This is a genomic window from Peptoniphilus sp., from assembly GCF_022767005.1.
Taxonomy (GTDB): Bacteria; Bacillota; Clostridia; order Tissierellales; family Peptoniphilaceae; genus Peptoniphilus_A.
The window spans coordinates 1-25,224 of record NZ_JALEOV010000045.1; the positions used below are offsets into that span (position 1 = coordinate 1).

A 25,224-nucleotide genomic window follows, 5' to 3' on the forward strand; every position below is an offset into this window, starting at 1 on the left:
GTTTTATTAACCTCTATCCTCAAAAAATAAAATTATAAAAGAAATAGTGAGGCATATTGCTGCGACAATTATTGACTTTAATCCAAAATAATCAGATGCAATATTTCCTAAAGCTGCACCCATGCCAAAGATAAAAATCACAGTGTAATATTTTTTAGAATTTTCTAAATATTTCCTATCCTTTGTTATATGATACTTAGATAGATTTTCCGTTGCGCTCCTAAGGTTTCCTATGCACATAGTTGTTGCAAAATTAAGCCCATAAATTTTTTTAAAAGCATAAACTTGCATTGCACATGAAAAAGATAGAAGGGCATTTGCAAGATTATTTAAATTTTCAGGAACAATTGAAACGATAATCATAATAATTATTTCAAAAGCAACTATGTATTGACGCCAGTGTAGCCTTCTCTTCTCAATTGCATCTTCAAATCTTACTGCAATATATATTCCAAAGGTAAAGGCAATAATTGGTATTAAATAAGAAATTGATGCTTTAAAATTTAATTCAACAATGTTTTTGAATAAAAGTACAATATTACCCGTTTGTGCATTTGCAAAGACTTTTCCCCTCATTAAATAAGAGTAGGCGTCTTGAAAACCACCTGCTAGCGTTATAAAAACTAAAACTAAAAAGGTTTCGTGTAAATTTTCATAGGTTTTTATTTTCAAATTAATCACCTCTTATAGTTTAATACAAAATTAAATTTCTGCAAATAAAAAGAGATGAGAATTTTTACTCACCTCTTCTTAAAATTTAATACTATTTTTAAAGTAGGAAGATTATTTTATTCCAATATCTTTTCTAAAATAAACACCATCAAATTTTATTTTATAGACATTTGCATAGGCTTTTTCACAAGCTTCTTTTAAATCTTTTCCAAGAGCTGTAACCGATAATACCCTTCCTCCATTTGTGTAAAGGGAATCAGTCTTTTTAGTTCCATTGTGGAAAACCATTATATCTTCGTCCACATTATCAAGTCCACAAATTTCTTTGCCCTTTTCATAAGAACCAGGATAGCCTTTTGAACACAATATAACTGTTAAACAAGTTTCATCTTTCCACTTGATGTCTTCCTTTTTTAATTTTCCATCAATTGTCTTATTTAGAATTTCAAATAGATCTGCGTCAAGTCTTGGCATTAAAACTTCTGTTTCAGGATCGCCAAAACGAACATTAAATTCCAATACTTTTGGCTTATCATTTTCAATCATAAAGCCTATAAATAAAATTCCAGAATAATTTAATTTTTCTGACTCAAGACCATCTTCAATTTGTCTATAAATTTTTTCAAGATTTTTTTCTAGTTCAGGGCTTACAGCAACTGGAGAATAAGTCCCAACTCCACCAGTATTTGGACCTTTATTGTCATCGTAAATTTGCTTGTGATCCTTTGCCCTTTCTAGTGGAAATAATTTATTATTTGAAACTAAACATAGTACAGATGCTTCTTCTCCAGTTAAAAATTCTTCTATTACAACTGTGCTTCCTTCATCTCCAAAAATTTTATCCTTGAAGATTTTTTCAAGAGCATCTTTTGCTTCAAATTCGTCATGACAAATCATTACACCCTTTCCTAGACAAAGTCCATCGGCTTTTACAACTAGTGGATAGCTAAATTCTGCAATTCCCTTTATTGCGCCTTCATAATTTTCAAAACTTTTATATTTTGCAGTTGGAATAGAATATTTTTCCAAAAACTTTTTTGTAAATTCTTTGGATTTTTCAAATCTTGCACATTCTTTATTCGGGCCGAAAATTCTAAGACCCTTTTCATTAAAGGCATCTACAATTCCCATGCAAAGTGGATCTTCTGGTCCAACTACTGTTAAATCAATCTTTTTATCTTCTGCAAATTTTAAAAGTCCATTAATATCCTTGGGGTCAATGTCGAGATTTTTTGCAAAATTTTCTGTGCCTCCATTTCCCCTTGCCATGTAAATTTCATCAACGCTTTTGCTTTTTTTTAATTTCCATGCAAGAGCGTGCTCTCTACCGCCATTTCCAATTACAAGTACCTTCATTAGTCCTCCTAGTGTCTGAAATGTCTTATATTTGTAAAGACAAGACAAATACCATTTTCATTTGCATAATCAATTACTTCTTGATCCTTTACAGATCCACCTGGCTGTACTATTACATTAATGCCAGCCTTGTCCAAAAGTTCAATTGTATCTCTAAAGAAAAATCCGTCAGATGCAAGAACAGATCCCTTTGCTTTTTCTCCTGCTCTGTCAATTGCCTCTTCAACTGCCCAAGATCTCTTTGTTTCACCTTGACCTAGTGCAAGAGTACCGCCGTTCTTTGCAATTACAACTGAATTTGAGAAAGTCGTCTTGCAACAAGTAAAGGCAAATTTCAACTCTTCTAATTCTTTTTCATTTGGCTTCCTATCTGATACAAAGGAAAGTTTTTCTTCATCCCAAACTATATCGTCAGAATCCTGAATTATAATGCCATTTAAAACTTGTTTAAATCTTTTTCCACCTTCATAAAGTCTTTCAAACTCTGGTATTTCAATAAGTCTAATATTTTTCTTTTTTGTTAAAATTTCAAAAGCTTCTTTAGAAAAACTTGGTGCAACAACAATTTCAAGGAATATTTTTGATAAATGCTCAGCTGTTTTTTCGTCTACCTCTCTATTAAGTGCAATTATTCCTCCAAAAATTGATTCATCGTCGCATTCATAAGCTTTTACAAAAGCTTCTTCAAGAGTTTCACCAGTACCAATTCCACATGGATCAGTGTGTTTAATGGCAACAGCTGCTGGTTTTTCAAAATTTATAACTGCATTAATTGCAGAATACATATCATTTAAGTTATTGTAGGAAATTTGTTTTCCATGAAGAACATTATAAGAAATTCTATCTGGAGTATAACTATCCTCATAGAAAGCAGCCTTTTGATGAGGATTTTCACCATATCTTAACTCTTCAGAAAGTTCATAACTCTTATTTAAGTATTTTGGAAATTCTTCAGGCAATCTCTTCAAAAAATAATTAGAAATAACAGTATCATAATGTGCAGTGTAGCTAAAGGCCTTTTTGGCAAGATACTCTTTAAATTCTAAATTATCTCCATCTAAATTATTAAGTACTTTTTCATAATCACTTGGATCAGTTACAATAAAAACATCTCTATAATTTTTTGCCGCAGCTCTAATCATAGATGGACCGCCAATATCAATATTTTCAATCATAGTATCATGATCAGCTTTTTCAAGTAACTTTTCTTCAAAGGGATATAAATTATTTACAACCATGTCGATTGTTTCAATTCCTTCATCTTTTAAAGTTTCCATGTGTTCATTTATGTCACGTCTAGCTAAAATGCCACCGTGTATTTTTGGATTTAAAGTTTTTACTCTGCCGTCTAAAATTTCTGGAAAACCTGTTACGCTATCCACAGATATTACATCAATTCCTGAATCCTTTAATTTTTTAAAAGTTCCACCTGTAGAAATGATTTCCCAATTTCTATCTGCAAGCTCTCTTGCAAATTCAACAATTCCATCTTTGTTAAAAACTGAAATAAGCGCCCTCATACTAACCTCCGATTACAACTTTTCCATTAACAACTTTTAATTTATCTTCACAAAAATACTTTACTGACTTTGGCAAAATTTCATGTTCAATCTTTAAAACTTTTGCTTGAAGTTCTTCTGGTGTTTCATCTCCAACTTCAGTAATTTTTTGCATAATAATAGGACCATCATCTGCACATTCATTTACAAAATGAGTAGTTGCACCAGTGTATTTAACACCTTTTTTTATGACGGCCTCATGAACTTTTAATCCATAATAACCCCTACCACAAAAGGCAGGGATTAATGATGGATGAATATTTATTATTTTATTATCATAAATTTTTGTGATTTTTTCTGGCAAGATTTTTAAATATCCCGCAAGAACAATTAAATCTATTTTATTTTCAGATAAAGTGCTTATAAGTTTTTCGTCGTCTTTAATGACAACACCCTTAATACCAGCATTTTTTGCCCTAATAAGACCATAAGCATCTTCTTTATTAGAAATGACAATTTTAACATTTCCGTTGATATAATTATTTTTCGTATTGTCAATAATGGCTTGAAGATTTGTGCCACCACCTGAAATTAAAACTGCAATATTTTTAGAAACTAAGTTCAATTTTATCTTCTCCAGAAATAATTTTTCCAAGTTCATAAAGTTTTAAGTCGCTGTTTTTAAAGAAATCAACAACTTTTTCTCTATCATCTTCTGAAACAACAAGAGTAAGTCCAACTCCCATATTAAAAGTAGAGTACATATCTTTATCCTTAATATCTGCCCACTTTTTTAGGAGCTTAAAAATTTGTGGAGTTTCAATAACAGATGCATCCACTTTAGCACAAAGTCCGTCTGGTATCATTCTTGGAATATTTTCATAAAAACCACCGCCAGTAATATGGCTCATACCCTTAATATTAACAACCTTTAACAATTCAAGAATTTCTTTTACATAAATTCTCGTTGGTTTTAAAAGTTCCTCTCCAAGAGTACATCCAAGTTCATCAATTTTTTCATTCAAATCAAAATTGCAGTGGTCAAAAATAATTTTTCTCACTAAAGAATATCCATTTGAGTGAACTCCATTAGATGAAAGTCCAAATAAAATGTCTCCCTCTTTAATGCTAGAGCCGTCAATAATTTTATCTCTATCAACAACTCCTACACAAAAACCAGCAAGGTCATATTGATCTTCTTGATAAACCCCTGGCATTTCTGCAGTTTCTCCACCAATAAGAGATGCTTGAGCTTTTATACAACCCTCAGCAACTCCCTTTACAATTTCCTCCATTTTTTCAGGTATTAATTTTCCCGTAGCAATGTAATCCAAGAAGAAAAGAGGCTTTGCACCTTGACACAAGATGTCATTTACACACATGGCAACACAGTCGATGCCAATAGTATCGTGTTTATTTAGCATATGTGCCAAAATTACCTTTGTACCAACTCCATCAGTTCCACTTACTAACACAGGATGTTTAATTTCACTTAAATCTAAATTAAAAAGACCTGAAAAACCGCCAATGGATGATAAAACATCCTTAGATTGAGTTTTTGCAACAATACTTTTAATTAATTCAACTTCTCTTTGACCGGCATCAACATCTACGCCTGCGTCCTTGTAATTAATTGCCATCTCCGCTCCTTTTATCCTTCGTAAACATAATCGGTGTTTGCAATTTTTCTTGACATATCTGCTCTAAATTTTTTTAACTTTTCCTTTAAATTATCATCAGAAATAGCTAAAATTTCTGCTGCTAAAATTGCAGCATTTTCTCCGCCATTTATTGCAACAGTTGCAACAGGCACGCCACTTGGCATTTGGACAGTGGAAAGAAGTGCGTCAAGTCCATCAAGAGTTGAACTCTTTACTGGAACTCCAATAACAGGTCTTGTAGTAAGAGCTGCGATAACACCGCCAAGGTGAGCAGCCTTTCCTGCAATTGAGATGAAAACTTGACTTTCATCTTCAGCATTTTTTACATAATCTTGTAATTGATTCAAGGCTCTGTGAGCAGAAATTACTTTGGCGTCATACTCAATTCCAAACTCTATTAACTTTGCAACTATTTTATCTGCAATTTCTCTGTCGGAAATTGAACCCATTATAATTGATACTCTCATTTTATCCCTTAAATATTTAAATATTTTGAAACATCAAGTGGTTTTACATATTCGCCGTCTTTATAAGCTCTCATGTTTCCACCACTAACTTCGTCTATTAATACAATTTCATTTGAACCTTCAAGTTTACCATATTCAAATTTAATATCGTAAAGGTCAAGTCCACATTCAGCTAAAATATCTTTAACAACATTAGCAATTTTTTTATTCATTTCTACGATTTTATCATATTCTTCAGCTGTTAAAATACCTAGAATAGCAAGCCCATCTTTTGTAATTAGAGGATCGTCTCTTCCATCATCTTTTAAAGTAAACTCAGTATATTCAGGAAGGTCAGCCCCTTCTTCAATATAAAGACCATATCTTTTGTAGAAAGAACCTACAGCTTTGAATCTTGTAATAACTTCAAGACCTTTGCCAAAAACCTTTGCTCTTTTTACTTCCATTAAATTATTGTCAACATCTGCAGAAATATAGTGAGTGTCAATTCCAGCTTCGTTGATTTTTTCAAAGAAGTATTTTGTAACTTTTAAACACTCTTTACCTGCACCTTCAATACTACCAGCTACTTGGTTTCCACCAGTATCAAAAACTCCGTCAGTTCCTGTCATATCATCCTTAAATTGTAGATAACATCTTCCATTTTCTTCTAAAACATTCTTAGTTTTTCCTTGGTAAATAGTCTTCATAATTCCTCCAGTAAAATAAAATAAAGCCCAAAGAGGCAGATTTCGTAAAACCTACCCCTCTGGGCTTTTTTCCCTAAGGTGTGATACTTTAAAAAAGTATCCGTACCGCTTGGTCCTTGGCAAAGCCCGGATCCCTAGGTACACTTTCACTCAAAATATGAGCTCTCATACAACTAGATTTTAACAATTTAAAATTTAATTGTCAATAGTTTTTCTAAACTTGTTTGAGGTATCATACCCCTTGATATAACAAATAGGATTGTCTTAATTGTAATGAAAAACTGTATATTAGATAAAAATTTTTTGTAAATATAAAGTAAAAATATTTAATAAACTGTAATAAATGTGAGAATAATTTAATTTTACTAAACAATCCCTTCCAAAAAATTTATTCAATTACTTTAATTAAAATCTCTTCTTTCCTATTATAATGCCCTATCAATTTTTGCATTTTATGTAAATAATACTCCTAGAAAATCTAGGAGCATTATAAATTAAATTTCTTATTTTTTAAAAATTTTTAAAAGTTTATCAAAGAAGGACTCTTTTTTAACTTTTTCTTTTCCCTTGATTTTTTCCCTTTTTACTATAACTTCATCTGCTTTACTTCTTGCAGAAAAATTTTTTTCTTCTCCTTCCCTTACAAAATAACCTTGAGAAGAAAATTTTTCGCCACATTCTTCTATTTTTTCATACTCTCCACTGCTATTCATAAGCCTTGCGCCAACATTGTCCTTCATTTGAACTTCCAAATATTTTAAAATTCTTTCTTTTATTTCAGAATCTAAAATCGGCGCAGCTATTTCAACTCTATTTTCAGTGTTTCTTGTCATTAAATCTGCAGATGAAATATACATCATTGGGTCTTTTTTTCCAAAAACATATACTCTTGGATGCTCCAAAAATCTTCCTACAATAGATCGAATCCTTATATTCTCACTTTGATTTTTTATTCCCGGTAGTAAACAAGAAATCCCTCTAATTATTAGATCAACTTTAACTCCCTTTTGTGAAGCTTCAATAAATTTTTCAATAAAATCCTTATCAGTAAGAGAATTAAATTTACAGAGAATGTATCCATCTTCACCTTTTGCGATTTCTTTTTCCACATGGTGCATTAGTCCAGTTTTTAGTGTAGTTGGTGATTGCAACAAATGCATATATTTACCATCTAAATTTCCAATAGACATATTTTTAAAAAAATCTGTTGCATCAAGTCCTATTTCAGGATTGGCAGTCATTAGTGAAAAGTCAGTGTATTGTTTTGCCGTTGATTCATTATAATTTCCTGTTCCAATTTGCGTAATGTAATTCAAATTTTCTGTCCTTGGATTTCTAAAAGTTATTAAACAAATTTTGGAGTGCATTTTGTACTTATTAAATCCATAAATAATGTTGCAACCTTCTTCGTAGAGAATATTTGCATAATTTATGTTTGACTCTTCATCAAATCTTGCCTTTAATTCTACAAAAACTGTAACTTCTTTTCCATTTTGTGCAGCTTCAGTCAAATATCTTACTACTTTTGAATTTTTTGCAAGTCTGTAAATTGTAATTTTTATAGATTTACAATCGGGATCATTGGCTGCTTCCTTTAAAAGACTTAAAAAAGTATCCATACTATCATAAGGATAAGATAAAATCCTATCCTTATGTCTTACATCCTCTATAATGCTTTTGCTAAAGTCTGCTGGATTATATTGAATTAGATCTTTATATAAGAGTTTACTTTTAATTGCCTTTGGAATATCCTTAATTAAATCAAAAACATATTGCATATTAAGAGGTGAATCTATTGGGAAATACGCATCCTCTGTCAATTCATTTTTTTCAAGCAAAAAGCTAAGAGATTGTTTAGAAAGTTTTCCTTGAGATTCAAGCCTTACAACATTTAATCTCTTCCTCTTTTTAAGTATGCTCTTCATGTATTCTCTATAATCGTCAAACTCTTCCCAAGTATCTCTGTCGTCAACAAAGTCTGTATTTCTAGTAACCTTAATAATGTTTTTTGACAAAATTTTATATTCTTTAAAAATTTGATTGATTTGATTTAAAATGATTTCTTCTATTAAAATATATTCAAAATTTTCTCCAGGAAGAATTAAATATTTTGGATAGGTGTTTCTAATAGGAACTATTCCAAATACTTTTTCCTTACCCTTTTCAAGATTGGCAAAAGCATATAATTTTGTATTTTCTAAAAAAGGAAAGGGATGATTAATATCAACAATTTGAGGCGAAACCAATTGGTCAATTCTCTTAATATAAAAATCTTCCACAAAACTTTTTTGTTCTAAATCTAAATCGCTGTATTTTAACTCTCTTATATTTGATCTTTCTAAGTTTTCACTAACCTTTTTAAAGATTTCGTCTTTTTCTCTATACATTGCTGGCAAGGTTTTTAAAATCGCATTAATTTGTTCTCCTGCATTCATGCCAGTTTTATTATCTTTGACTTCTTTTTTAATTGCTGAAAGATCGTGGAGCGAGCCAACTCTTACCATAAAAAATTCATCTAAATTTGAAACAAAAATACTTACAAACTTTAATTTTTCAAGATCTGGTACGCTATCTTCCGTTGCTTCCAATAGTACTCTTTCGTTAAATCTAAGCCATGACAGCTCTCTATTTTGAAAATAAGATTTCATTGTTACCTTCCAATACTTTATAAATTAAATAACCTTCTCTGAGACCATTGCCAGAGACTTCTATTTCATTGATTCCTAGTTTTTCCATTACAGTTTTTAAAATAATTACTCCAGGAATTAGTGTGTGAATTCTCGCAGGATTTATTCTAATAATTGACCTAATGGTATCAGTTTCTCCGTCTTTAATAAGATCTATAAGTTTGTAAATATCTTTAATAGTGAAATGATTTTCGTCATTAGACCCTAAATCTGAAATAACTTTTCCCGTAGTTCTTATTGTTCCACCAATTCCAATTAGCCTATTTGCCTTAGTAGAAAAATGCGAAGAATTAATCTCACGAATAACTGATTTTTCAATGGCACGGATTTCACTTTTCTTCGGCAAAACTTTTGACACATTTTCTCTAAATAGAAGAAGAGACCCCGTACTTAAATTGATAAATTCTTTGGGACCATTTTTTTCAAAATAAACAATTTCTGTACTGGCACCTCCAATATCTATTGTAATTCCCCTATCTGCTTCAATCTCACTCCTTACGCCAACATTGCCAAGGAAAGCTTCATCAACTTGTTCTAAAACATCAATATTGATGTCAAGATCTCTTTTAACTTTTTCAATCACCTTTTCAGTATTGTCCAAATTCCTAAGAGAAGCTGTTGCAAAGGGCGAAAAAGTGTCAACATTTAGTTCCCTTACAATATTTTTTATACTGGCAAGAGTCTTTATAAGCTTTTTTATTCCCTTGCCAGAAAGCTCTCCATCGTGAACATAAGTAATAAGCCCAGCCGTGTATTTTTTGTTTAATACTTTTTTAAAATTTTTAACATTACCTTCAACATCAAAAATAATTAGTCTAATTGTGTTTGATCCTATATCTACTATTGCGTGTCTCATAAATCTCCTCTTTTTAATTTTAAACTTTAATTGTAAAATTTTTGTAAAATACTTTTTTATAATATGTAATATTCCTTAGTTTAATTATAACTACTTTTCTTTAAATTAAAAGGTTAAAGAAAAAACACGGCATCACACCGTGTTTATAAATAATAATAGTTTTGTAAGTGTATTTTTATTAATATACGAATCTCCTAAGTTCCTCTACAATATTTTTATTACCGCAAATTATTCCGCCAAATCTTTCGCATCCAACTTCTTCGCCATGAATATTTATGACTAATCCACCTGCTTCTCTTACTATTAAAGTTCCTGCGGCGTAATCCCAAAGATTTAATCCCTCATCTATAAAAGCATCATACCTCCCACAAGAAGCATAACACATTTCAAGTGCAGCAGAGCCTATGTGTCTAATTCCATTTGTATTGTTGTAAATAAATCTTAGCATTTCAAAAGTTTCATCAGCACGACCAACTCTTCCTCCGCCAGTGCCTGAACCAATTAACGCCTCGGAAAAATTTTTACAATCAGAAGTTTTTATTTCACTTCCATTTAATTTTGCACCTTCACCTTTTATTGCAGAGAAAAATTCATCTCTAAAGGGGTCGTAAATCGCTCCAATTATAATTTGTGAATTTTCTAAAAGTGCAAGACTTATTACTGAATGATTAAACTCGTGAACTAAATTAGTTGTTCCGTCAACTGGGTCTAAAACCCAAGTATATTCTTTTATTTCAGATTTTGATTTGTCCTTTTCCTCTGCCAAGAGGTTTGAACCTTCTATTAATTTTAAAAGATTTTTTTCTAAAAATTCTTGTACTTTAAAATCAACTTCAGTTACATAATCATTTCTACCCTTCATCTCAAAATTATTCTTTGGGTCAAGTTCAAAGAAAATTTTTGAGGCATCCTTCATTAACTTTTCAATTTTTATTAATATTTCATGATAATTTATCATAAAACCTCCAACTATTTAATGGACTTAATTTCCTTAAATAGATCTGCACTATCTCTAATTATGCTTTCACTGCCAAAAACTGCGAGATAATTTTTTTTCATAGCTTCATCAAATACTTTGCCATAGGAATTTAATTTTTCAATATTAGTTTTTAAAGCTTCTCTTTTAGACTTTTCCAAATCTTCTATTGTAAGTCCTGTTATGAATCTTGATAAATTTATATCTCCAATTTGCTCTGGTGAAAGAAGTGGGTCAAAGGCATTCATTGAACCAATTATAAAATCTTTTAAGTCCTCGTCTGACATCTTTAAATTTTCGACAAAATTTCCAATGGCATCGTAAACTTTTACTGTATTTCTCAAATTTGGATCTCTGTAAGAATAAGTTGCCATTTCACCATTTCGTCCAATAGTAATTCCTGCACCATAGGCTCCACCCTTTGCCCTAATTTCGTTGTGTAAGTAGGATGAATTTAAAATATTTGCAAGAACTGTAAGATCCCCTGAATATTTTATGCCAAGCTTTTCAAGGTCGTAGCCCTTTGATGCGTAAATAACATTTGAAGTTGTGTAAAGTCCTTCATTTTTATTTTCACATTTAAAATCATAGTCGTTAAATTTAATATCTTCTACTTTTAATTTGTCTATATAAACTTTTAAATCAGCTTTAATCTTGTTTAAGTCAGAAATATTTCCCACAGTAGAAATTATTAAATTATCTCTTGCAAATAATTTTTCATAAACTGCCTCTGAATCTTTTTCAAATTGTTCCCATCTATCTTCAAAGTTCTCTGATAAATCTCTCATAAAATTGTAATAATCTAAGCCGCCTATATGAGATTGAATCTCTGCAACTTTTGAGTAATAGGATTTTAAGATTGAAATTATAAATTGATGTCCATTTTGTAACATTGTGGATTCAATTCTTGATTTTAAAATATTTAAAAGTTCTTTAATTCTCTTCTTTGAATTAAGCATAGAATTATAAATAATTTCATCTACAATCTCTAGCCCTCTTTTTACATTATCTGCTGTGGATTTCATCTTCACATTCATTCTAAGAGAATATTTTTCCTTGTTCTTTGAATCGACATAAACTGTTGGATTAAATGTTATGCCACCAGTTGCCTTGTAAATTTCATTATTTAATTCTTCGTAGGAATAGTTTTTGGTATCAATAAGTCCAATTATCGAAAGAAGTAAAGACATTGTTTCAATTTCTTCCCTTTTTATAAAGGAAATGTCATGTGAAATGGTGGTGTAAACTATTCCATTTGTCTCTTGATTTGATTTTAAATAAATTACGTCATCAATTTTGTCCTCTTCAGGTTTATAATCTGTAACTTTCTCATCTATATCAGAAAGTTCAAGAGATGGAATTGTTTTTTTTGCTTCAAGTGAGTCTTCTTCGCTTTGATATTTTTCAAGTTCAATGCTCTTTCTTATAACCTCTTCTCTTTCTTCATTAGACATTTTTTCCTTTATTATTTGAAGATTTTCCCTTAATTCTTTTTCCTCTCTGTCATTTTTATTTAGTTCAGGTCTTGCAACTAAATTTACAGAATAAACATTATCTAATAATTTTTCTTTTATATAATTTTCTACAAAATTATCATTTAGTTTTTCTTTTACTTCATTTAATACATCGTTATAATATAGAGCATCTAGTGGAGATTGATCATATAGCCAAGAATTAAGAGCTCTAATATAATATATTATCGCCTTTTGTGTGCCGCCACCTTCTCTAAAAATAAATTCAAATTTATTTAAAGTCGCTTCCAAAAGATCTCTATCAATTCCATTTTCCACTAAATCCTTTAGTGTATTTTTTAAGATTTCTAAAAATTCATCTTTTCTATCTGCATCTGTATTTTTTAAGACTATTGATAAATCAAGTGGAAAAGAAGATGAAGTTTCTGAATAGACATCTTCAGCAAGTCCTTCTTCAAAAATCGCCTTTTTAATTGGTGCAGCTTGAGCGTCTATTAAAAGTTCCGCCAAAAAATCACGCATAAATACATCTAACTTAGAATCTGCGTAACCAACAGTCCAACCCTTTGAAAGGTAATCAATTTTCTCCTTCATTTCCTCCTTAGATGCAGAAAATGTTATTTCTACATCCTTAGTTTCTTTCAATTCATCATTTAAAATAATTTCTGAATTAATCTCCTCTTTATCAAAGTCAGCTAAATAATTTTTATCAATGAAGTCCAGTGCCTCTTCCATATTTTGATTTCCATAGAGATAAATGTAAGAATTTGATGGATGATAATACTTTTTATGATAATTTTTAAATTCTTCATAGCTTAATGTAGGAATGAGTTTTGGATCTCCACCTGAATCTACACCATAGCTTGAATTTTCGTGAAGAGCAAAAACCATGGCATCAGACACAATATTTTCTGAAGAGGAATAAACTCCCTTCATCTCGTTGTAGACAACTCCATTGTATTTTAGTTCATCATCCTTGTTTTTTAAATCGTAATGCCAACCCTCTTGAAGAAATATTTTTTCTTCTTCGTATATGCTTGGATAAAAAACTGCATCTAAATATACATCCATTAAATTGTAAAAATCTTTTTTGTTTCTGCTTGATACAGGATAAATTGTTTTGTCTGGAAAAGTCATAGCATTTAAAAAAGTTTGTAGCGATGACTTGATTAAATCCATAAAGGGTTCTTTGGTTTTAAATTTTCTTGAGCCAGAAAGTACGCAGTGCTCAACTATATGACATACCCCATTCCCCTTTTCAGGTGGCGTTCTAAAACCAATGCCAAAGGCTTTGTTCTCGTCATTATTTTCAAGAGTAAGTACCCTTGCTCCAGTTTTTATATGAGAATAGACTTTGCAATTTGATGCAACTTCGTCTATATATTTTTCTTCAATTAATTTATAATTTTTCACGTTAATCCCTCCATTTGTTATTATACTTGTAATAAAACAATTTAACAAATTAGAATTAATAAATTAATGATTGTTAAAATTGGGTAAACTTAAACTGAGGTGAGATTATGTCAAAAAAAGATGACATTAAAAAATTAGCAATTGCAGCTGCAACAATTTCTGCTGCTATTTTTGCTGCAAAAAAAGTCTCCGATGATGAAGTGAAAATTCTCATGCCAAATCGTGACGAAAACTCAAAAGCTTACTTACTTGGCGATGGTTTTGGCAATTTAGCCCTAGCTTACGCTCTTATTAATCACGCAAATCTAAATCCTCTTAATATAAATATTTACACAAAGCACTTTAATGAATTTATAAAAATAAATGAAGGCGAAAATAATTACGAAACCTTTGACAATAGATTTTCAGAATTTAATTTTAAAAATACCTTAGAGATGCTGAAAAATATTTTAAATGAAGATGAAGTAAATAATGTTTTAAAAAAAATGGAAAAAAAGGAAAAACCAATTATTTTAGGTTTGTCTTTGAATCAATTTTCAAAAGTAAATAATGTAGACGAAAATAGCAAAAGAAAATTATATAAACTACTACTATCTCCCATTGATTTTGACGATAAAAGTTCCATTGAAAAATACTTTTTGTTCTCTGACTTTTTAGATTCAAATTTATTTTATTATTTAGCAAGCATCTACAATTTAAAGGCAACTTCTCCCGTATCTGAATTAAGGGAAGCTATAATTGATTACATTGGTTCAGAAAATTATTTTGACTTAAATTCAGATAAAATTCACAAAATTATTAAGGATTATTTAAAAAAACTTGGCGTTAATTTTTATGAGGATTATAAATTTATAGACTTTAGTTCAACTGATAATTATGTAGATAAGCTCACTTTTGAAAAAAATGAACAAATAGATGAAGTTTACACTGATTTAAAGGACATTATTTCCATTGAATCTCCAACATATCTGTCAAATTTGGCTCTTGGAAATACTACTAATATCCCTGAAAAAATTTTAAATACTTACTTTTCAAAGGATAATTATTCTTCTCAAAATATTTACAAAGAAATCGAAGGAAAGACTACTGACTCATCGATCCTCTATGTGAATTTAGAATTTTCTGACGACTCCTTTATAAATAAATTAAAGAAAAATTTGCAAGATAGCGACTTCTTTATTTTCAAAGTAAAGTCTGGTATCTCTGCAAAAATAATTGGAAATAGAGTGATTTTAAAAGTTTTAAATCCCAATAAAAACTCTATTTTTGTTGGCAATGTCTTTAACGCATTAAATGGCGAGGACTTTTTCTTTGAACTTATTAAATTATTTAATTCGGAAGAAAAATATGCAGATCTTAGGTTTAATCTTAAAAATGTAAGTATTTCAGTTTTTGAAAACTACAAAAAGATTCCTGGTGAAAATTATAAGAGAAGTGTAAATAAAATTTGCAATTTGTTTTTCATTTCATCAAAAAATTCTGACTTTGGAGAACTTTATTCAATAGAAAAATTAGTGCAACAGGGCATAAAAAATGCCCACGATATAATGGGCATTGACCACTTAGAAGTCTTTGAAAATAACCTTTCTAAGATGGAAATTTTAAAATTTATTAATAATCTATAAAAGTGCAAAAATGCACTTTTTTATTGCAAACTTTTTGTAATATCACTTACAAATGCTCATGTTAAATTTATTTTAACCCTAAATTTGGATTTGCTAAATTATTTTCATCAACTTTACCTGAAATGTATTCGTAATATGCAGCTGACGCTATCATTGCCGCGTTGTCTGTGCAAAGTTTTAAATCCGGATAAAATATTTTTATATTTTCAGCTTGACCCCTTTCTTCAAAAGCCTCTCTAATTCTTGAATTTGCAGAAACTCCTCCGCAAAGAACAATTTTATCCAATTTAGTTTCTCTCGCAAGTCTAAAGGACTTTTCAATTAACACATCAACTATTGCTTCTTGGAAGGACTTGCAAACATCCTCTACAACTATTTCTTCTCCACGAAGTTTTGCACTGTTTAAATAATTTAAAACTGCCGTTTTAAGCCCACTAAAAGAAAAATTATAATTGTCCTCCTTTATCATAACTCTTGGAAATTCAATTGTTTCCTTTCCCTTTTTTGCAAGAGAATCAATAACTGGACCACCTGGATAAGCTAACCCCAAAGACCTTGCAACCTTGTCAAAGGCTTCTCCCACAGCATCGTCAACAGTTCTGCCATGAAGTGTAAAATCCACATAATCCTTTACTTCGATTAAATAAGTGTGTCCACCAGAAATTATTAATCCAACAAAGGGTGGCTCCAATTCTTTAAAAGAAATATAATTCGCACACACATGACCAACTATATGATTCACACCGACAAATGGCTTACTTGTAGAAAGCGCAAGAGCTTTTCCCGCACTAAGTCCAACTAAAAGTGCACCTATAAGTCCTGGTCCCTTTGTAGCTGCTATAATATCTATATCTGATAATTTTACTCCTGCTTCCTCAAGACCTTCTTTTAAAACTGTGTTAATAGCTTCAACGTGTTGTCTTGATGCAATTTCAGGCACAACTCCTCCAAATTTTTTGTGAGTATCAATTTGGGATGCAATTACATTAGAATAAACTTTGCGACCATCTTCCACGACGGCAACTGAAGTTTCATCACATGAGGATTCTACTGCCAAAATTTTCATCTCATCACTCCCTCCACATTATATAAGCATCTCTGTCAATGCCGTAATAATTATTTCTTTTTCCTAAGATTTTAAAATTATATTTTCTGTATAAATTAAATGCAATTTTATTTTTTTCTTCAACTTCTAAAGTAATCTTTAATTTCTTTTCATCTGCCATCTTTGTCAAAAAATCAAAGAGATCGAGAGAAATTTTTTGTCCACGAAATTCACTCTTCACAGCCACATTTGCAATGTGTATCTCGTCAAATACTACCATATAACTAATATAACCTATGGCTCTTCCATCAACTTCAGTAATTACGATATCCTGCAAATCATCTTTTACAATTGCATTTTCTATGGAATTTTTTGACCATGGAAACTCAAAATTTTCTACTTCAATTTCATAAATTGCATCTACATCATTTTTATTTGCTATTCTCGTGATTTTTTTCATATTGTGCTTCTGCCTGAGAAATTTTTAAATAATTGGGAACTAAATTAAATGCGTCCATTGGACCATTTTTTTCGTAATCAAGTAAGCCAAGCTTTGCAATATTTGCTCCCCTCATATTCCTATTTTTTGAAAGCTTTCCTCCCTTAATTTTTTCAATAAATTTATCGCCGTCAAGACCTGTAATTGTAATTTCTTCGTATTTATTTAATTCATCTTTAAATTTTTCAAAAGAAAGAATTTCATCTTCAAATAAAATTTCTGGTTTTTCTTCACTTTTTATTATTGATGCATAGACATTTCCTCGTCTCGCATCCACAATAGTTGCAACAATTCCATAATCAGACATTCCATTTGCAACAAGAGAAGAAACTCCAATTACATCTTTATCTAAAGCAAAGGCCATTACCTTGGCAATAGTTATTCCTATTCGTAGTCCAGTAAAGGATCCAGGCCCAATTCCCACCGCAATTAAATCAATATCATCTAATGTAAATTCAAATTTTCTAAAAATTTCTTCAATCATATCTGTAACAGATTCTGAATGAGCAATTCTACCCGCTAAATTGTAATCGCATAATACTTCATTATCTTCAATTAATCCAATTGCAGTTGTCTTTGTAGAAGTATCAATTCCCAAAACTTTCATCTAATTTCTCCTTCAGCTTTTCAAATCTACTGCCAATAAAGTTAATTTCAAGCTTTCTTTTATCTTCTTTTGATGAAATATTTATCTCAATGTATTCTTCTGGAAGGGTATCTTTAATTTTCTCAGCCCATTCAACAATTGTAACTCCCTCAGAATAAAAATATTCATCAAAGCCAAGATAATCCACATCTACTTTATCGTCCAATCTATAAGTATCTATGTGATATAGATTAACCTTTCCATAGTATTCATTTACTATTGTAAAAGTAGGGCTAGTTACATAATCCTCTATGCCAAGTCCAAGGGCAATACTTTTTGTGAGAGTAGTCTTTCCCGCTCCCAAATCACCATTTAAACAAAGAACATCTCCTGGATTCAAATTTTCGCCCAAAAATTTTCCAAATCTTTCCGTTTCTTCTAAATTATTTAACTTTATCATTTAGATCCTCAAATACAACTTCTTTATATTCAAAGGGAACTTTTTCTGACTTTTCTTCTGCTGGATGACCAATTCCAATTACACACTCAACATCAAATTTATCCTCTAAGCCAAAAAATTCATGCAAAAATTTTTGTGCAGTAATTCCACTTTCGTGCTTTGCATCAGCAACATTTGCCCAAGTTGCCCCTAAATCTAAATCAGCCGCAGCAAGCAAAATAAAAGTTGCAGCAATAGATGCATCTTGATGATTTGTATTTGGTGCAATTTCACTATCTGTTAAAACAGCAATGGCAACATTCGCACCACTTAAAAAGGCTGCAGCATTTTTTTTGTAATGGGATAGTTCTTCAAGTCTTTTTTTATCTCTAATAATTATATATCTAACTGAATTTCTATGTTTTGCCGTCGGAGCGTGCAGTGCAATATTTAAAATTTCTCTTAAATCTTCTTCAGAAACCTCTTCGTCAGTAAATTTTCTTATACTTCTTCTCTTTTCAACTAATTCTAAAAGCATTTTATCACCTCAAAATATTATAACATATGTTAAATTCTAATTTTAATTTTGAATTAAAATCTTACTAATAAACTCCACCATAATAGCAATTAATTATGGAATTTCTTTTTCTTCTGTAACAAGATCATTATACCAATTAGGAAAATCTGTTGTATCATTATAAACCATCTCTTGCCACTTTTCATCCTTTAGTCGATTTTTATTTATAAATTCGTAATATGAAAAAATCGCACCTCTACCCATGTAAAGTTTCCCATCATGAGGATAAATAACATAAATTTCCATTGGCTTTCCAGTTCCTATGTGGAAAACTTCGCCCTCAGGAAGTCCAACATTATTATCAACAATTCTCATTAAATCAACTACAACTGGCATTCTTCTGTCTGTCGCATTTTCTATTTCATACCAAGAAGAAATTTGGTTTTCATCAGATGATTTTACAAAATCAACCATTATGCTTTCCATTTCTCCACCAATGTATAATAAATATTGATTTTCATCCTCTGTAAAGGGTTCCTTTTGAAGTTCCTTTATAGAAAGATCTCTTAATTTTACTACCATAGTTTGAAATCTGTTAATTTTATCTTCCAACTTTTCACTTAACATTTCTCGATTTTTTAAATTTGTTTTAGTAAATTCAAGTAGCCAATTTAATTTATCATAAAGCTCCACATTAGGTTCAACATAGGATTTTGGCATTTCTTCATCTTCTCCGCCGCCCATTTCAGCAACAACAGCCTTGCCATAAAGAACAGTGTCGTGTTTTAATTCTGCAAAAGAACCGAGAGCAGATACTAAATCCTTCCTCTCCCAAGCTTCATTTTTCATAAACATTGGATAACCTTCGCCAAATTTTTGGTCGTAAGCATTAAGCATCCATAACCAACCACGATACATATTCCTTTGCCATTGTTTCTCTTCCATTTTATTCACAGTTGAAATATTTTCTTCAGTCCTCTCTTTGTATTTATCCCAATGTGAATTGTAAGGATCCTTACTTAAAATCTCTCTTGCCTTTTCATTTCCAAAGGTAGCCATTAAATCTAAACCAGAATAAATCGGCCTATCAGATGGCTTAGCTTCACTTGCAATATCCACCACATTTTGCATAAGTACACTGTCTATTACTGCTCTTTGTGGCATATATCTAAAGGACTTTCCCAAAAATCCTGCAATCTTCGGATCTGGATATTCCTTTAAAACTTCATAGGCACTCGTTAATTTTTTCTCTTCATCTAATTTGTTGATGTTAAAATCTTTTCCATAAACTCCATAAAGCGTTCTTGCGTATTCTCTTATAGAAAGATCATCGGCATTTTCAACTAAAAAATCTATTGGTTCAACTAAATCTTCCCAGTTTTTTAAATTTTTAGGATTTCTATATATTGAGTGCGTTAGAAGTAGACCTTGTAAAATGCTATTTTTATCCATTTCTCCGTCGCTTTCAATAAAAAATCCAACTTGACCAAAGTACATTGTTCCCATAAAATATTTTTTTAATTTTTCATCACGAGTATAATGTCCCCTTGGTACAAGTTGTGAAAAATCTACATCTCTATCACTTATTGCAGATGTTGCTATCTCTTCTGAAATTACATTTTTTATTTCCTTATCCATTAAATCTTTTGCCTCTTTTGGCAAATTTTCAGGTTCATATCCCAAAAGTTTAAGTCCCGTTGCCACAAAAGCAATATTTTTAATTTGCAAGTCTTTTAATTCTTTATTCTCAATTTCATCATAAATTTTAATATTTTCCACAAGCAAATTTTTATTTAATTCAATTGATTTTGGATATAACTCTTCCCTTTCCAAGCTCCTTAAAAATCCATCATAAAAAATATGAAAGATATGAGTTACTGAATCAGTTGTTACAAAGCTTGGCCAATAATTATACTCATTATCTTCATAAATTTGGTGAATTTGGTCAAATTCATAATTCCAAGAGTCTTTACTGTACTCATTATTCTCTTGATTTTTTGGCTTAGTAATTGTAAATCCGTTTTTTAAAAGCATCTCTTTTTGTTTAGTTGTAAACTTCCCAAATCTGGAAATATTTTCAACATTGCTAAAATCACTAGCAATCTTATAATCATCAACTTTTGGCGTAAATTTAGATGCTTTGTAATCAATATATGTAGTTTTATTTTCCATTTCATCTAAAAATTTTGTATCCTGCAATTCAATTTTCGAAGTTTCTTTTTCCGGCACATTGCCCTTGTCATTTTTGCAAGCTGTTAAAAGCAAAATTACAATAACTGAAGTTATCAATAATTTTTTCTTTACTTCCATTTAATCTCATCTCCTTCTAAAAATAACTCACTTTTCATTCCATTAATTTCAACTTTTTTCTCCTTATCTAAAAAGATTGGCTCATCTTTTAAAATAATGCTACAATAATTTCTTTCAAAGGAAAAATTTGTCCAGTCATATACTCCAAATAGATATTCACCTTTAATATTTTTCTCTATCGAAATAATTTCATCTCGACCATCTCCGTCAATGTCGCAAAGATTAAAATCTGTAATTGGATTATGTAATCTTGATATTCTAAGCTTTGGCATTAATTTCTTATTTTTAAAATCAATATTGTATAAAAAACATCTCTTGGCTAGATTTTGGTCAAAGGGTGTCTTTTTGTAAACGCCAAGAGCAATTTCTACTTCACCTCCGTCAACATTACAAAAATCAACTTTCCAAGGTTTTAAATTATAAACATCAATGATAAACTTTTCTCCATCTTTTTTTATTATTAAATCCTTTGCGAAACAACCCTTTGTGCAAATAATTTCTGCACTAATATTTTTATAGTTTGCACTGTCTAAAATTTTTTCATTTGTGCATGATACTAAAAAAATTAATAAAAATAATATGTACTTCATGCCTTTATTATATCATAGTAAGTAATTCTTTAATAAATAATCGCAACTCTTGATTACTTCTTGTTAATGTCTTAAAATAAATTTTGAGGTGTAAAATGAAATTATTAGAAGAAAGAATTATTAACGATGGACGAATTTTAGATGGAAATATTGTAAAGGTAGATTCTTTTTTAAATCACCAACTTGATATAAAATTTTTGGATAAACTTGCTGAAGAAATTGCAAATTATTTTAAAGATAAAAAAATTAATAAAATACTTACAATTGAAGCAAGTGGCATTGCCCTTGCCACTGTTGCATCAAAACATCTTGACGATGCCATGGTTGTTTTCTGTAAAAAGCAAAAAACATTAAATATTGGCGACGATGTCTATGAATCAAAAGTAGAATCTTTCACTACAAAGAAAAATTATACTATTACAGTTTCAAAAAGATTTTTATCATCTGAAGACAATTTACTTATTATCGACGACTTTTTAGCAGAAGGAAATGCACTCAATGGTTTAATAGATGTTTCAAAACAAGCTGGTGCAAATATCGTGGGAATTTCTGTTGCCATTGAAAAGGGCTTTCAAGATGGTGGAAAAATTATTAGAGAAATGGGATACGATTTGCTTTCCCTTGCGATTATTGATTCCATTGAAGATGGAAAAATTAGTTTTAGATAATTAATTATACTATACAAAAAACCGAGAATTTATGCTTAACTCATTAAGTTGGACTAAAAAACTTATTGAGCATCACATTTTCTCGGTTTTATATTTATTATTTATTTGCAATTTCTATTAAAGATGACTTTAAGTTTTCTTCTATTCTTCTAAGTTCAACAGAAGCTTCTTCACGTTTTTTATGACCTTCGATTTGAATTTGACGAACTTCATTAAGTGCAGAAATTAGTTGATCATTAGTGTGCTTAATTGTTTCGATGTCAACTATTCCTCTCTCAGAAAGTTTTGCCGTTTCAACAGTAGTTTGCTTTAATGTCTCTGCATTTTTCCTTAAAAGTTTATTTGTCAAATCAGTAACTTCCCTTGTACTTCTTGCTGCCTCCTTTGAATGATTTGCACCAAGTGCAATTACCATTTGAGACTTCCAAAGTGGAATAGTGTTTACAATTGTAGATTGGATTTTTTCAACCATTACTGTGTTTGAAGATTGAACCATTCTTATTTGAGGAGCCATTTGAATTGAAACCATTCTTGTAAGGTCAAGGTCGTGAAGCTTCTTTTCAAATCGGCTAATCATATTTACATAATCATTAGCTTTCTGTGCATCCACTGGCAAATTTGTTTCTTGTGCCTTAGCTTGAAGTTTTGGAAGTTCAACATTTGTCGCTTCTTCCAATTTTTTTCTGCCGGCAAGTATGTACATACTAAGTTCCTTGTAATAATTTTCATTTAGTTCATACATTTGGTCAAGCATTGCAATGTCTTTCATAAGAGTTACTTGATGTTCTTCCAAAGTCTTTATAATATTATTAACATTCTTTTCTGCCGAATCATATTTAGTCTTTAGTGATGTTACACTGTTTAATTGTTTTTTGAAAAATCCAACTAATTTATTGTCCTCTTCACTTACATCAAAACTTTTTAATTCATTTACAACGCCAGATAGCAAATCTCCAACTTCGCCAAGGTCCTTAGTCTTAACAGTTTCAAGTGTCTTTTCAGAAAAGTTAGAAATTTTTCTTTGCGCACCAACTCCATATTGTAAAACTATATTCGAATTTGTAATATCAATTGTCTTTGCAAAATCTTCAACTTGTTTTTCCTCTTCTGGACTTAATCTCAACTCATTTTTTTCGTCAACTGTTTTAATTTCTTCGATTTCATTTTCTTTATTTAACTCTCCGAAATCATCTGTTAGGGATAATTTTATTTCTTTATCCATTTTACTTTCCTCCTAAATTAAAGTCCTTTTCATCTAAAAGTCCTTCTTGTCTGAGCATTGATTTTAAAACGCTCATATCGCTTGATAAATCCATAACTTTTTCTTGGTAGATATTGTCTAAAATTTTCATAAAAGCATCATTCACTAAATCCATAGTCTCTTCTGTGTCTTTTAGAGAAGACTTAACTATTTCTGTCGGTTTTTCGCTCATTTTTAGATAAGAATCTACTAATTTTACAGTTGTTGGCAGATAATAATTTATTGTCTTGTCTAAATCCCCTGCAGTGCTTGGGTTTTCCTTTAATAATTCAAAAATTTTGCTGACAATTTGCAAAAATTCATTGACTTTACTCTTCATCGGCTCCTTTAAATTTGAAGTCATTTCTGTGAGAGTTGTAACATCTTTTCTTGCCTTCATCAAATAATCTTCAACAAGAACACTATTTTCATTGTTTTCTATTTCTTCCATTCTTTCTTTCGGGTCGCGAAGCATTTCCTCTTTATAAAGCTTATAAGTTTTTGCATCCAATATAAAAAGTTCTCCATTTTCTACAATTCGCGCTTGCCTATAATAATCTTTGTCAATCATGTTTAGGAGATCATTTATAGTAAAATCAATTGGCTTTGCAGTAATTGCTGCAAGATCAGCTGTTGGTATAACAGTGTTATTTCCAATTTCACGATTATATTTTCTAAATCTAATTATTTGGTCCTTGCTCTTTTTAACTCTATAATTTACATAAAAAGAAACTACAAGGGCAGGAATAACCCAAAAAATTAAAAGCGGTAAATCGTCTCTTATAAATGAAAAATTATCAAATATGTCTATAAGAAATCCAAAAAATGCAAAAAGATGACCTACTATTGAAATTTTTGCAACAGATCCCCACATTTTTACTCTTTTAACAGTCTTGGGATTTTGATTTATTATTCTGTCATCATTTTGAATACTATAAGGCAAATTTCTCTTATTTTTATTAATAAACTTGCTAATAGAAGATCTAGTTACATTAATAGCAGTGTCAATTCCTTCGCCAATTAATTCACCAATTTCTTTAAAATTTTCTTCTCTAAAAGCAGCATTAACTTTTTCTTCAAAATTTTCTTCTCTATCGCCTTTTCTCATAATTCACCTCAAAAAGCTATGACAATGCCTCCTATGTCTGCATATCCAGAAGAAAGACCATTTGTATGTCTAACATGGACTTTAACTCCATCGTACATTTCTTCAATTTTTTCCTTTATCTTTTCTGCACGCTCCTTATTTCTAACATAAGAAAGTGTCACAAGACTTGGCTTATTTACTTTACATTCTGTTCCTATTGCCTTCACCATTTTGTCTAGAGATTTTTTTATTCCACGATTTATTTCGAATAATTCAATTTCTCCATCATTAGAAATCATAATTGGTCTAATGTTTAGAACATTTGCAATAAGTCCTGCACTCTTTTTTATTCTTCCATTTTTAATTAAATTCTTCATACTTTCAAGAACAAACATTGTGGTTTCATTGTTTGCTTCTTTTTCAATTACGGGAATAACTTCTTCAAAACTTTTATCTTTGAGTAAATCTAAAAGTTTTAAAACAATTCTTGTATGGCCAGCAGAAGCTGATTTCGTATCAATTACATAAATTTTTACATTTCTAAATTTATCTTTTGCTTCTTGTTCTGCAATTTTTGCAGAATTATAAGAACCAGATAATTTTGAAGAAATTGTAAGGATATAAATATCCTTATCTATATTTTTTTCAATAATTTTTAAATAATCATATGGTGATGGACAAGCTGTCTTTATTGGATTTTCAGTTTTTTCCATTCTATCCAAATATTCTTGAATACTTAAATTATAATCATCTTCGTATTCCACACCGTCAATGGAAATTTTAAAGGGAACATATTCAACTCCCAAATCCTTAATTTCTTCTTTTGTTAAATCACAACTTGTATCTGAAATTATTTTGTACATATTCTTC

General features: G+C 30.4%; 23 protein-coding genes. 2 read left to right on the plus strand and 21 right to left on the minus strand.

Annotated elements, in window-relative coordinates; all coding sequences use genetic code 11:
* Positions 1-6: 6 nt before the first annotated feature.
* The 11 genes from MR285_RS03535 to MR285_RS03585 all read right to left on the minus strand — a co-directional run bounded on the left by MR285_RS03535 (position 7) and on the right by MR285_RS03585 (position 13,748).
* Positions 7-681, minus strand: coding sequence for a YoaK family protein (locus tag MR285_RS03535; RefSeq protein ID WP_293558094.1), 675 nt, complete (start codon positions 679-681; stop codon positions 7-9).
* Positions 682-783: 102 nt separating this feature from the next.
* Positions 784-2,028 (minus strand): phosphoribosylamine--glycine ligase, encoded by a 1,245-nt coding sequence (purD, locus tag MR285_RS03540; protein WP_293558096.1) that lies wholly within the window; start codon positions 2,026-2,028, stop codon positions 784-786.
* 8 nt (positions 2,029-2,036) lie between these two features.
* Positions 2,037-3,548, minus strand: coding sequence for a bifunctional phosphoribosylaminoimidazolecarboxamide formyltransferase/IMP cyclohydrolase (gene purH, locus MR285_RS03545; protein WP_293558098.1), 1,512 nt, complete (start codon positions 3,546-3,548; stop codon positions 2,037-2,039).
* A gap of 1 nt (position 3,549) precedes the next feature.
* The gene (gene purN, locus MR285_RS03550) at positions 3,550-4,152 is read right to left on the minus strand and encodes a phosphoribosylglycinamide formyltransferase (RefSeq protein WP_293558100.1); all 603 of its coding nucleotides are present in this window, start codon (positions 4,150-4,152) and stop codon (positions 3,550-3,552) included.
* Positions 4,136-5,167: a phosphoribosylformylglycinamidine cyclo-ligase gene (gene purM / locus MR285_RS03555; protein WP_293558102.1), complete on the minus strand. Its 1,032-nt coding sequence runs from the start codon at positions 5,165-5,167 to the stop codon at positions 4,136-4,138. The genes purN and purM overlap by 17 nt, the downstream gene beginning before the upstream one ends.
* 11 nt (positions 5,168-5,178) lie before the next feature.
* The gene (gene purE, locus MR285_RS03560) at positions 5,179-5,655 is read right to left on the minus strand and encodes a 5-(carboxyamino)imidazole ribonucleotide mutase (RefSeq protein WP_169967949.1); all 477 of its coding nucleotides are present in this window, start codon (positions 5,653-5,655) and stop codon (positions 5,179-5,181) included.
* A gap of 8 nt (positions 5,656-5,663) precedes the next feature.
* Positions 5,664-6,344, minus strand: a complete 681-nt coding sequence (locus tag MR285_RS03565) for a phosphoribosylaminoimidazolesuccinocarboxamide synthase (RefSeq protein WP_075659047.1) — start codon at positions 6,342-6,344, stop codon at positions 5,664-5,666.
* Between the two features lie 503 nt (positions 6,345-6,847).
* Positions 6,848-8,992: a polyphosphate kinase 1 gene (gene ppk1 / locus MR285_RS03570; protein WP_293558106.1), complete on the minus strand. Its 2,145-nt coding sequence runs from the start codon at positions 8,990-8,992 to the stop codon at positions 6,848-6,850.
* Positions 8,970-9,887 (minus strand): phosphatase, encoded by a 918-nt coding sequence (locus MR285_RS03575; protein WP_293558108.1) that lies wholly within the window; start codon positions 9,885-9,887, stop codon positions 8,970-8,972. The genes ppk1 and MR285_RS03575 overlap by 23 nt, the downstream gene beginning before the upstream one ends.
* Positions 9,888-10,065: 178 nt before the next feature.
* Positions 10,066-10,845: an inositol monophosphatase family protein gene (locus MR285_RS03580; protein WP_293558110.1), complete on the minus strand. Its 780-nt coding sequence runs from the start codon at positions 10,843-10,845 to the stop codon at positions 10,066-10,068.
* Positions 10,846-10,856: 11 nt separating this feature from the next.
* A complete protein-coding gene (locus tag MR285_RS03585; RefSeq protein WP_293558112.1) occupies positions 10,857-13,748 on the minus strand; it encodes an insulinase family protein in 2,892 nt (963 codons plus the stop codon).
* A gap of 107 nt (positions 13,749-13,855) precedes the next feature.
* Here MR285_RS03585 and MR285_RS03590 point away from each other — a divergent pair, with 107 nt between their 5' ends.
* Positions 13,856-15,373 carry an oleate hydratase gene (locus MR285_RS03590; protein WP_293558114.1) on the plus strand — a complete coding sequence of 506 codons (1,518 nt, stop codon included), beginning with the start codon at positions 13,856-13,858 and terminating at the stop codon, positions 15,371-15,373.
* Between the two features lie 67 nt (positions 15,374-15,440).
* Here MR285_RS03590 and tsaD read toward each other — a convergent pair whose 3' ends face one another.
* From tsaD to MR285_RS03625, 7 genes are all read right to left on the minus strand, one after another.
* On the minus strand, positions 15,441-16,439 hold the full coding sequence (gene tsaD, locus MR285_RS03595; RefSeq protein WP_293558116.1) for a tRNA (adenosine(37)-N6)-threonylcarbamoyltransferase complex transferase subunit TsaD: 999 nt from the start codon (positions 16,437-16,439) through the stop codon (positions 15,441-15,443).
* A 4-nt stretch (positions 16,440-16,443) separates the two neighbouring features.
* The gene (rimI, locus tag MR285_RS03600; protein WP_293558118.1) at positions 16,444-16,878 is read right to left on the minus strand and encodes a ribosomal protein S18-alanine N-acetyltransferase; all 435 of its coding nucleotides are present in this window, start codon (positions 16,876-16,878) and stop codon (positions 16,444-16,446) included.
* Complete coding sequence (tsaB, locus tag MR285_RS03605; protein ID WP_293558120.1) at positions 16,850-17,524, minus strand: tRNA (adenosine(37)-N6)-threonylcarbamoyltransferase complex dimerization subunit type 1 TsaB; 675 nt, start codon at positions 17,522-17,524, stop codon at positions 16,850-16,852. Before tsaB ends, rimI begins: the two co-directional genes overlap by 29 nt.
* The gene (tsaE, locus tag MR285_RS03610) at positions 17,505-17,963 is read right to left on the minus strand and encodes a tRNA (adenosine(37)-N6)-threonylcarbamoyltransferase complex ATPase subunit type 1 TsaE (protein ID WP_293558122.1); all 459 of its coding nucleotides are present in this window, start codon (positions 17,961-17,963) and stop codon (positions 17,505-17,507) included. Before tsaE ends, tsaB begins: the two co-directional genes overlap by 20 nt.
* Positions 17,947-18,480: a nitroreductase family protein gene (locus tag MR285_RS03615; RefSeq protein WP_293558124.1), complete on the minus strand. Its 534-nt coding sequence runs from the start codon at positions 18,478-18,480 to the stop codon at positions 17,947-17,949. Before MR285_RS03615 ends, tsaE begins: the two co-directional genes overlap by 17 nt.
* 93 nt (positions 18,481-18,573) lie before the next feature.
* Positions 18,574-20,769: a DUF3160 domain-containing protein gene (locus tag MR285_RS03620; protein ID WP_293558126.1), complete on the minus strand. Its 2,196-nt coding sequence runs from the start codon at positions 20,767-20,769 to the stop codon at positions 18,574-18,576.
* Positions 20,760-21,359: a hypothetical protein gene (locus tag MR285_RS03625; RefSeq protein WP_293558128.1), complete on the minus strand. Its 600-nt coding sequence runs from the start codon at positions 21,357-21,359 to the stop codon at positions 20,760-20,762. Before MR285_RS03625 ends, MR285_RS03620 begins: the two co-directional genes overlap by 10 nt.
* 95 nt (positions 21,360-21,454) lie before the next feature.
* Here MR285_RS03625 and MR285_RS03630 point away from each other — a divergent pair, with 95 nt between their 5' ends.
* Positions 21,455-22,027, plus strand: coding sequence for a xanthine phosphoribosyltransferase (locus MR285_RS03630; RefSeq protein WP_293558130.1), 573 nt, complete (start codon positions 21,455-21,457; stop codon positions 22,025-22,027).
* Between the two features lie 97 nt (positions 22,028-22,124).
* Here MR285_RS03630 and MR285_RS03635 read toward each other — a convergent pair whose 3' ends face one another.
* Genes MR285_RS03635 through MR285_RS03645 form a run of 3 tightly spaced genes read right to left on the minus strand, consistent with a single transcriptional unit; the run spans position 22,125 to position 25,217 of the window.
* On the minus strand, positions 22,125-23,249 hold the full coding sequence (locus MR285_RS03635) for a toxic anion resistance protein (RefSeq protein WP_293558132.1): 1,125 nt from the start codon (positions 23,247-23,249) through the stop codon (positions 22,125-22,127).
* A 1-nt stretch (position 23,250) separates the two neighbouring features.
* On the minus strand, positions 23,251-24,375 hold the full coding sequence (locus MR285_RS03640; RefSeq protein ID WP_293558133.1) for a 5-bromo-4-chloroindolyl phosphate hydrolysis family protein: 1,125 nt from the start codon (positions 24,373-24,375) through the stop codon (positions 23,251-23,253).
* A gap of 8 nt (positions 24,376-24,383) precedes the next feature.
* Positions 24,384-25,217, minus strand: coding sequence for a DegV family protein (locus tag MR285_RS03645; RefSeq protein WP_293558135.1), 834 nt, complete (start codon positions 25,215-25,217; stop codon positions 24,384-24,386).
* Positions 25,218-25,224: the final 7 nt, after the last annotated feature.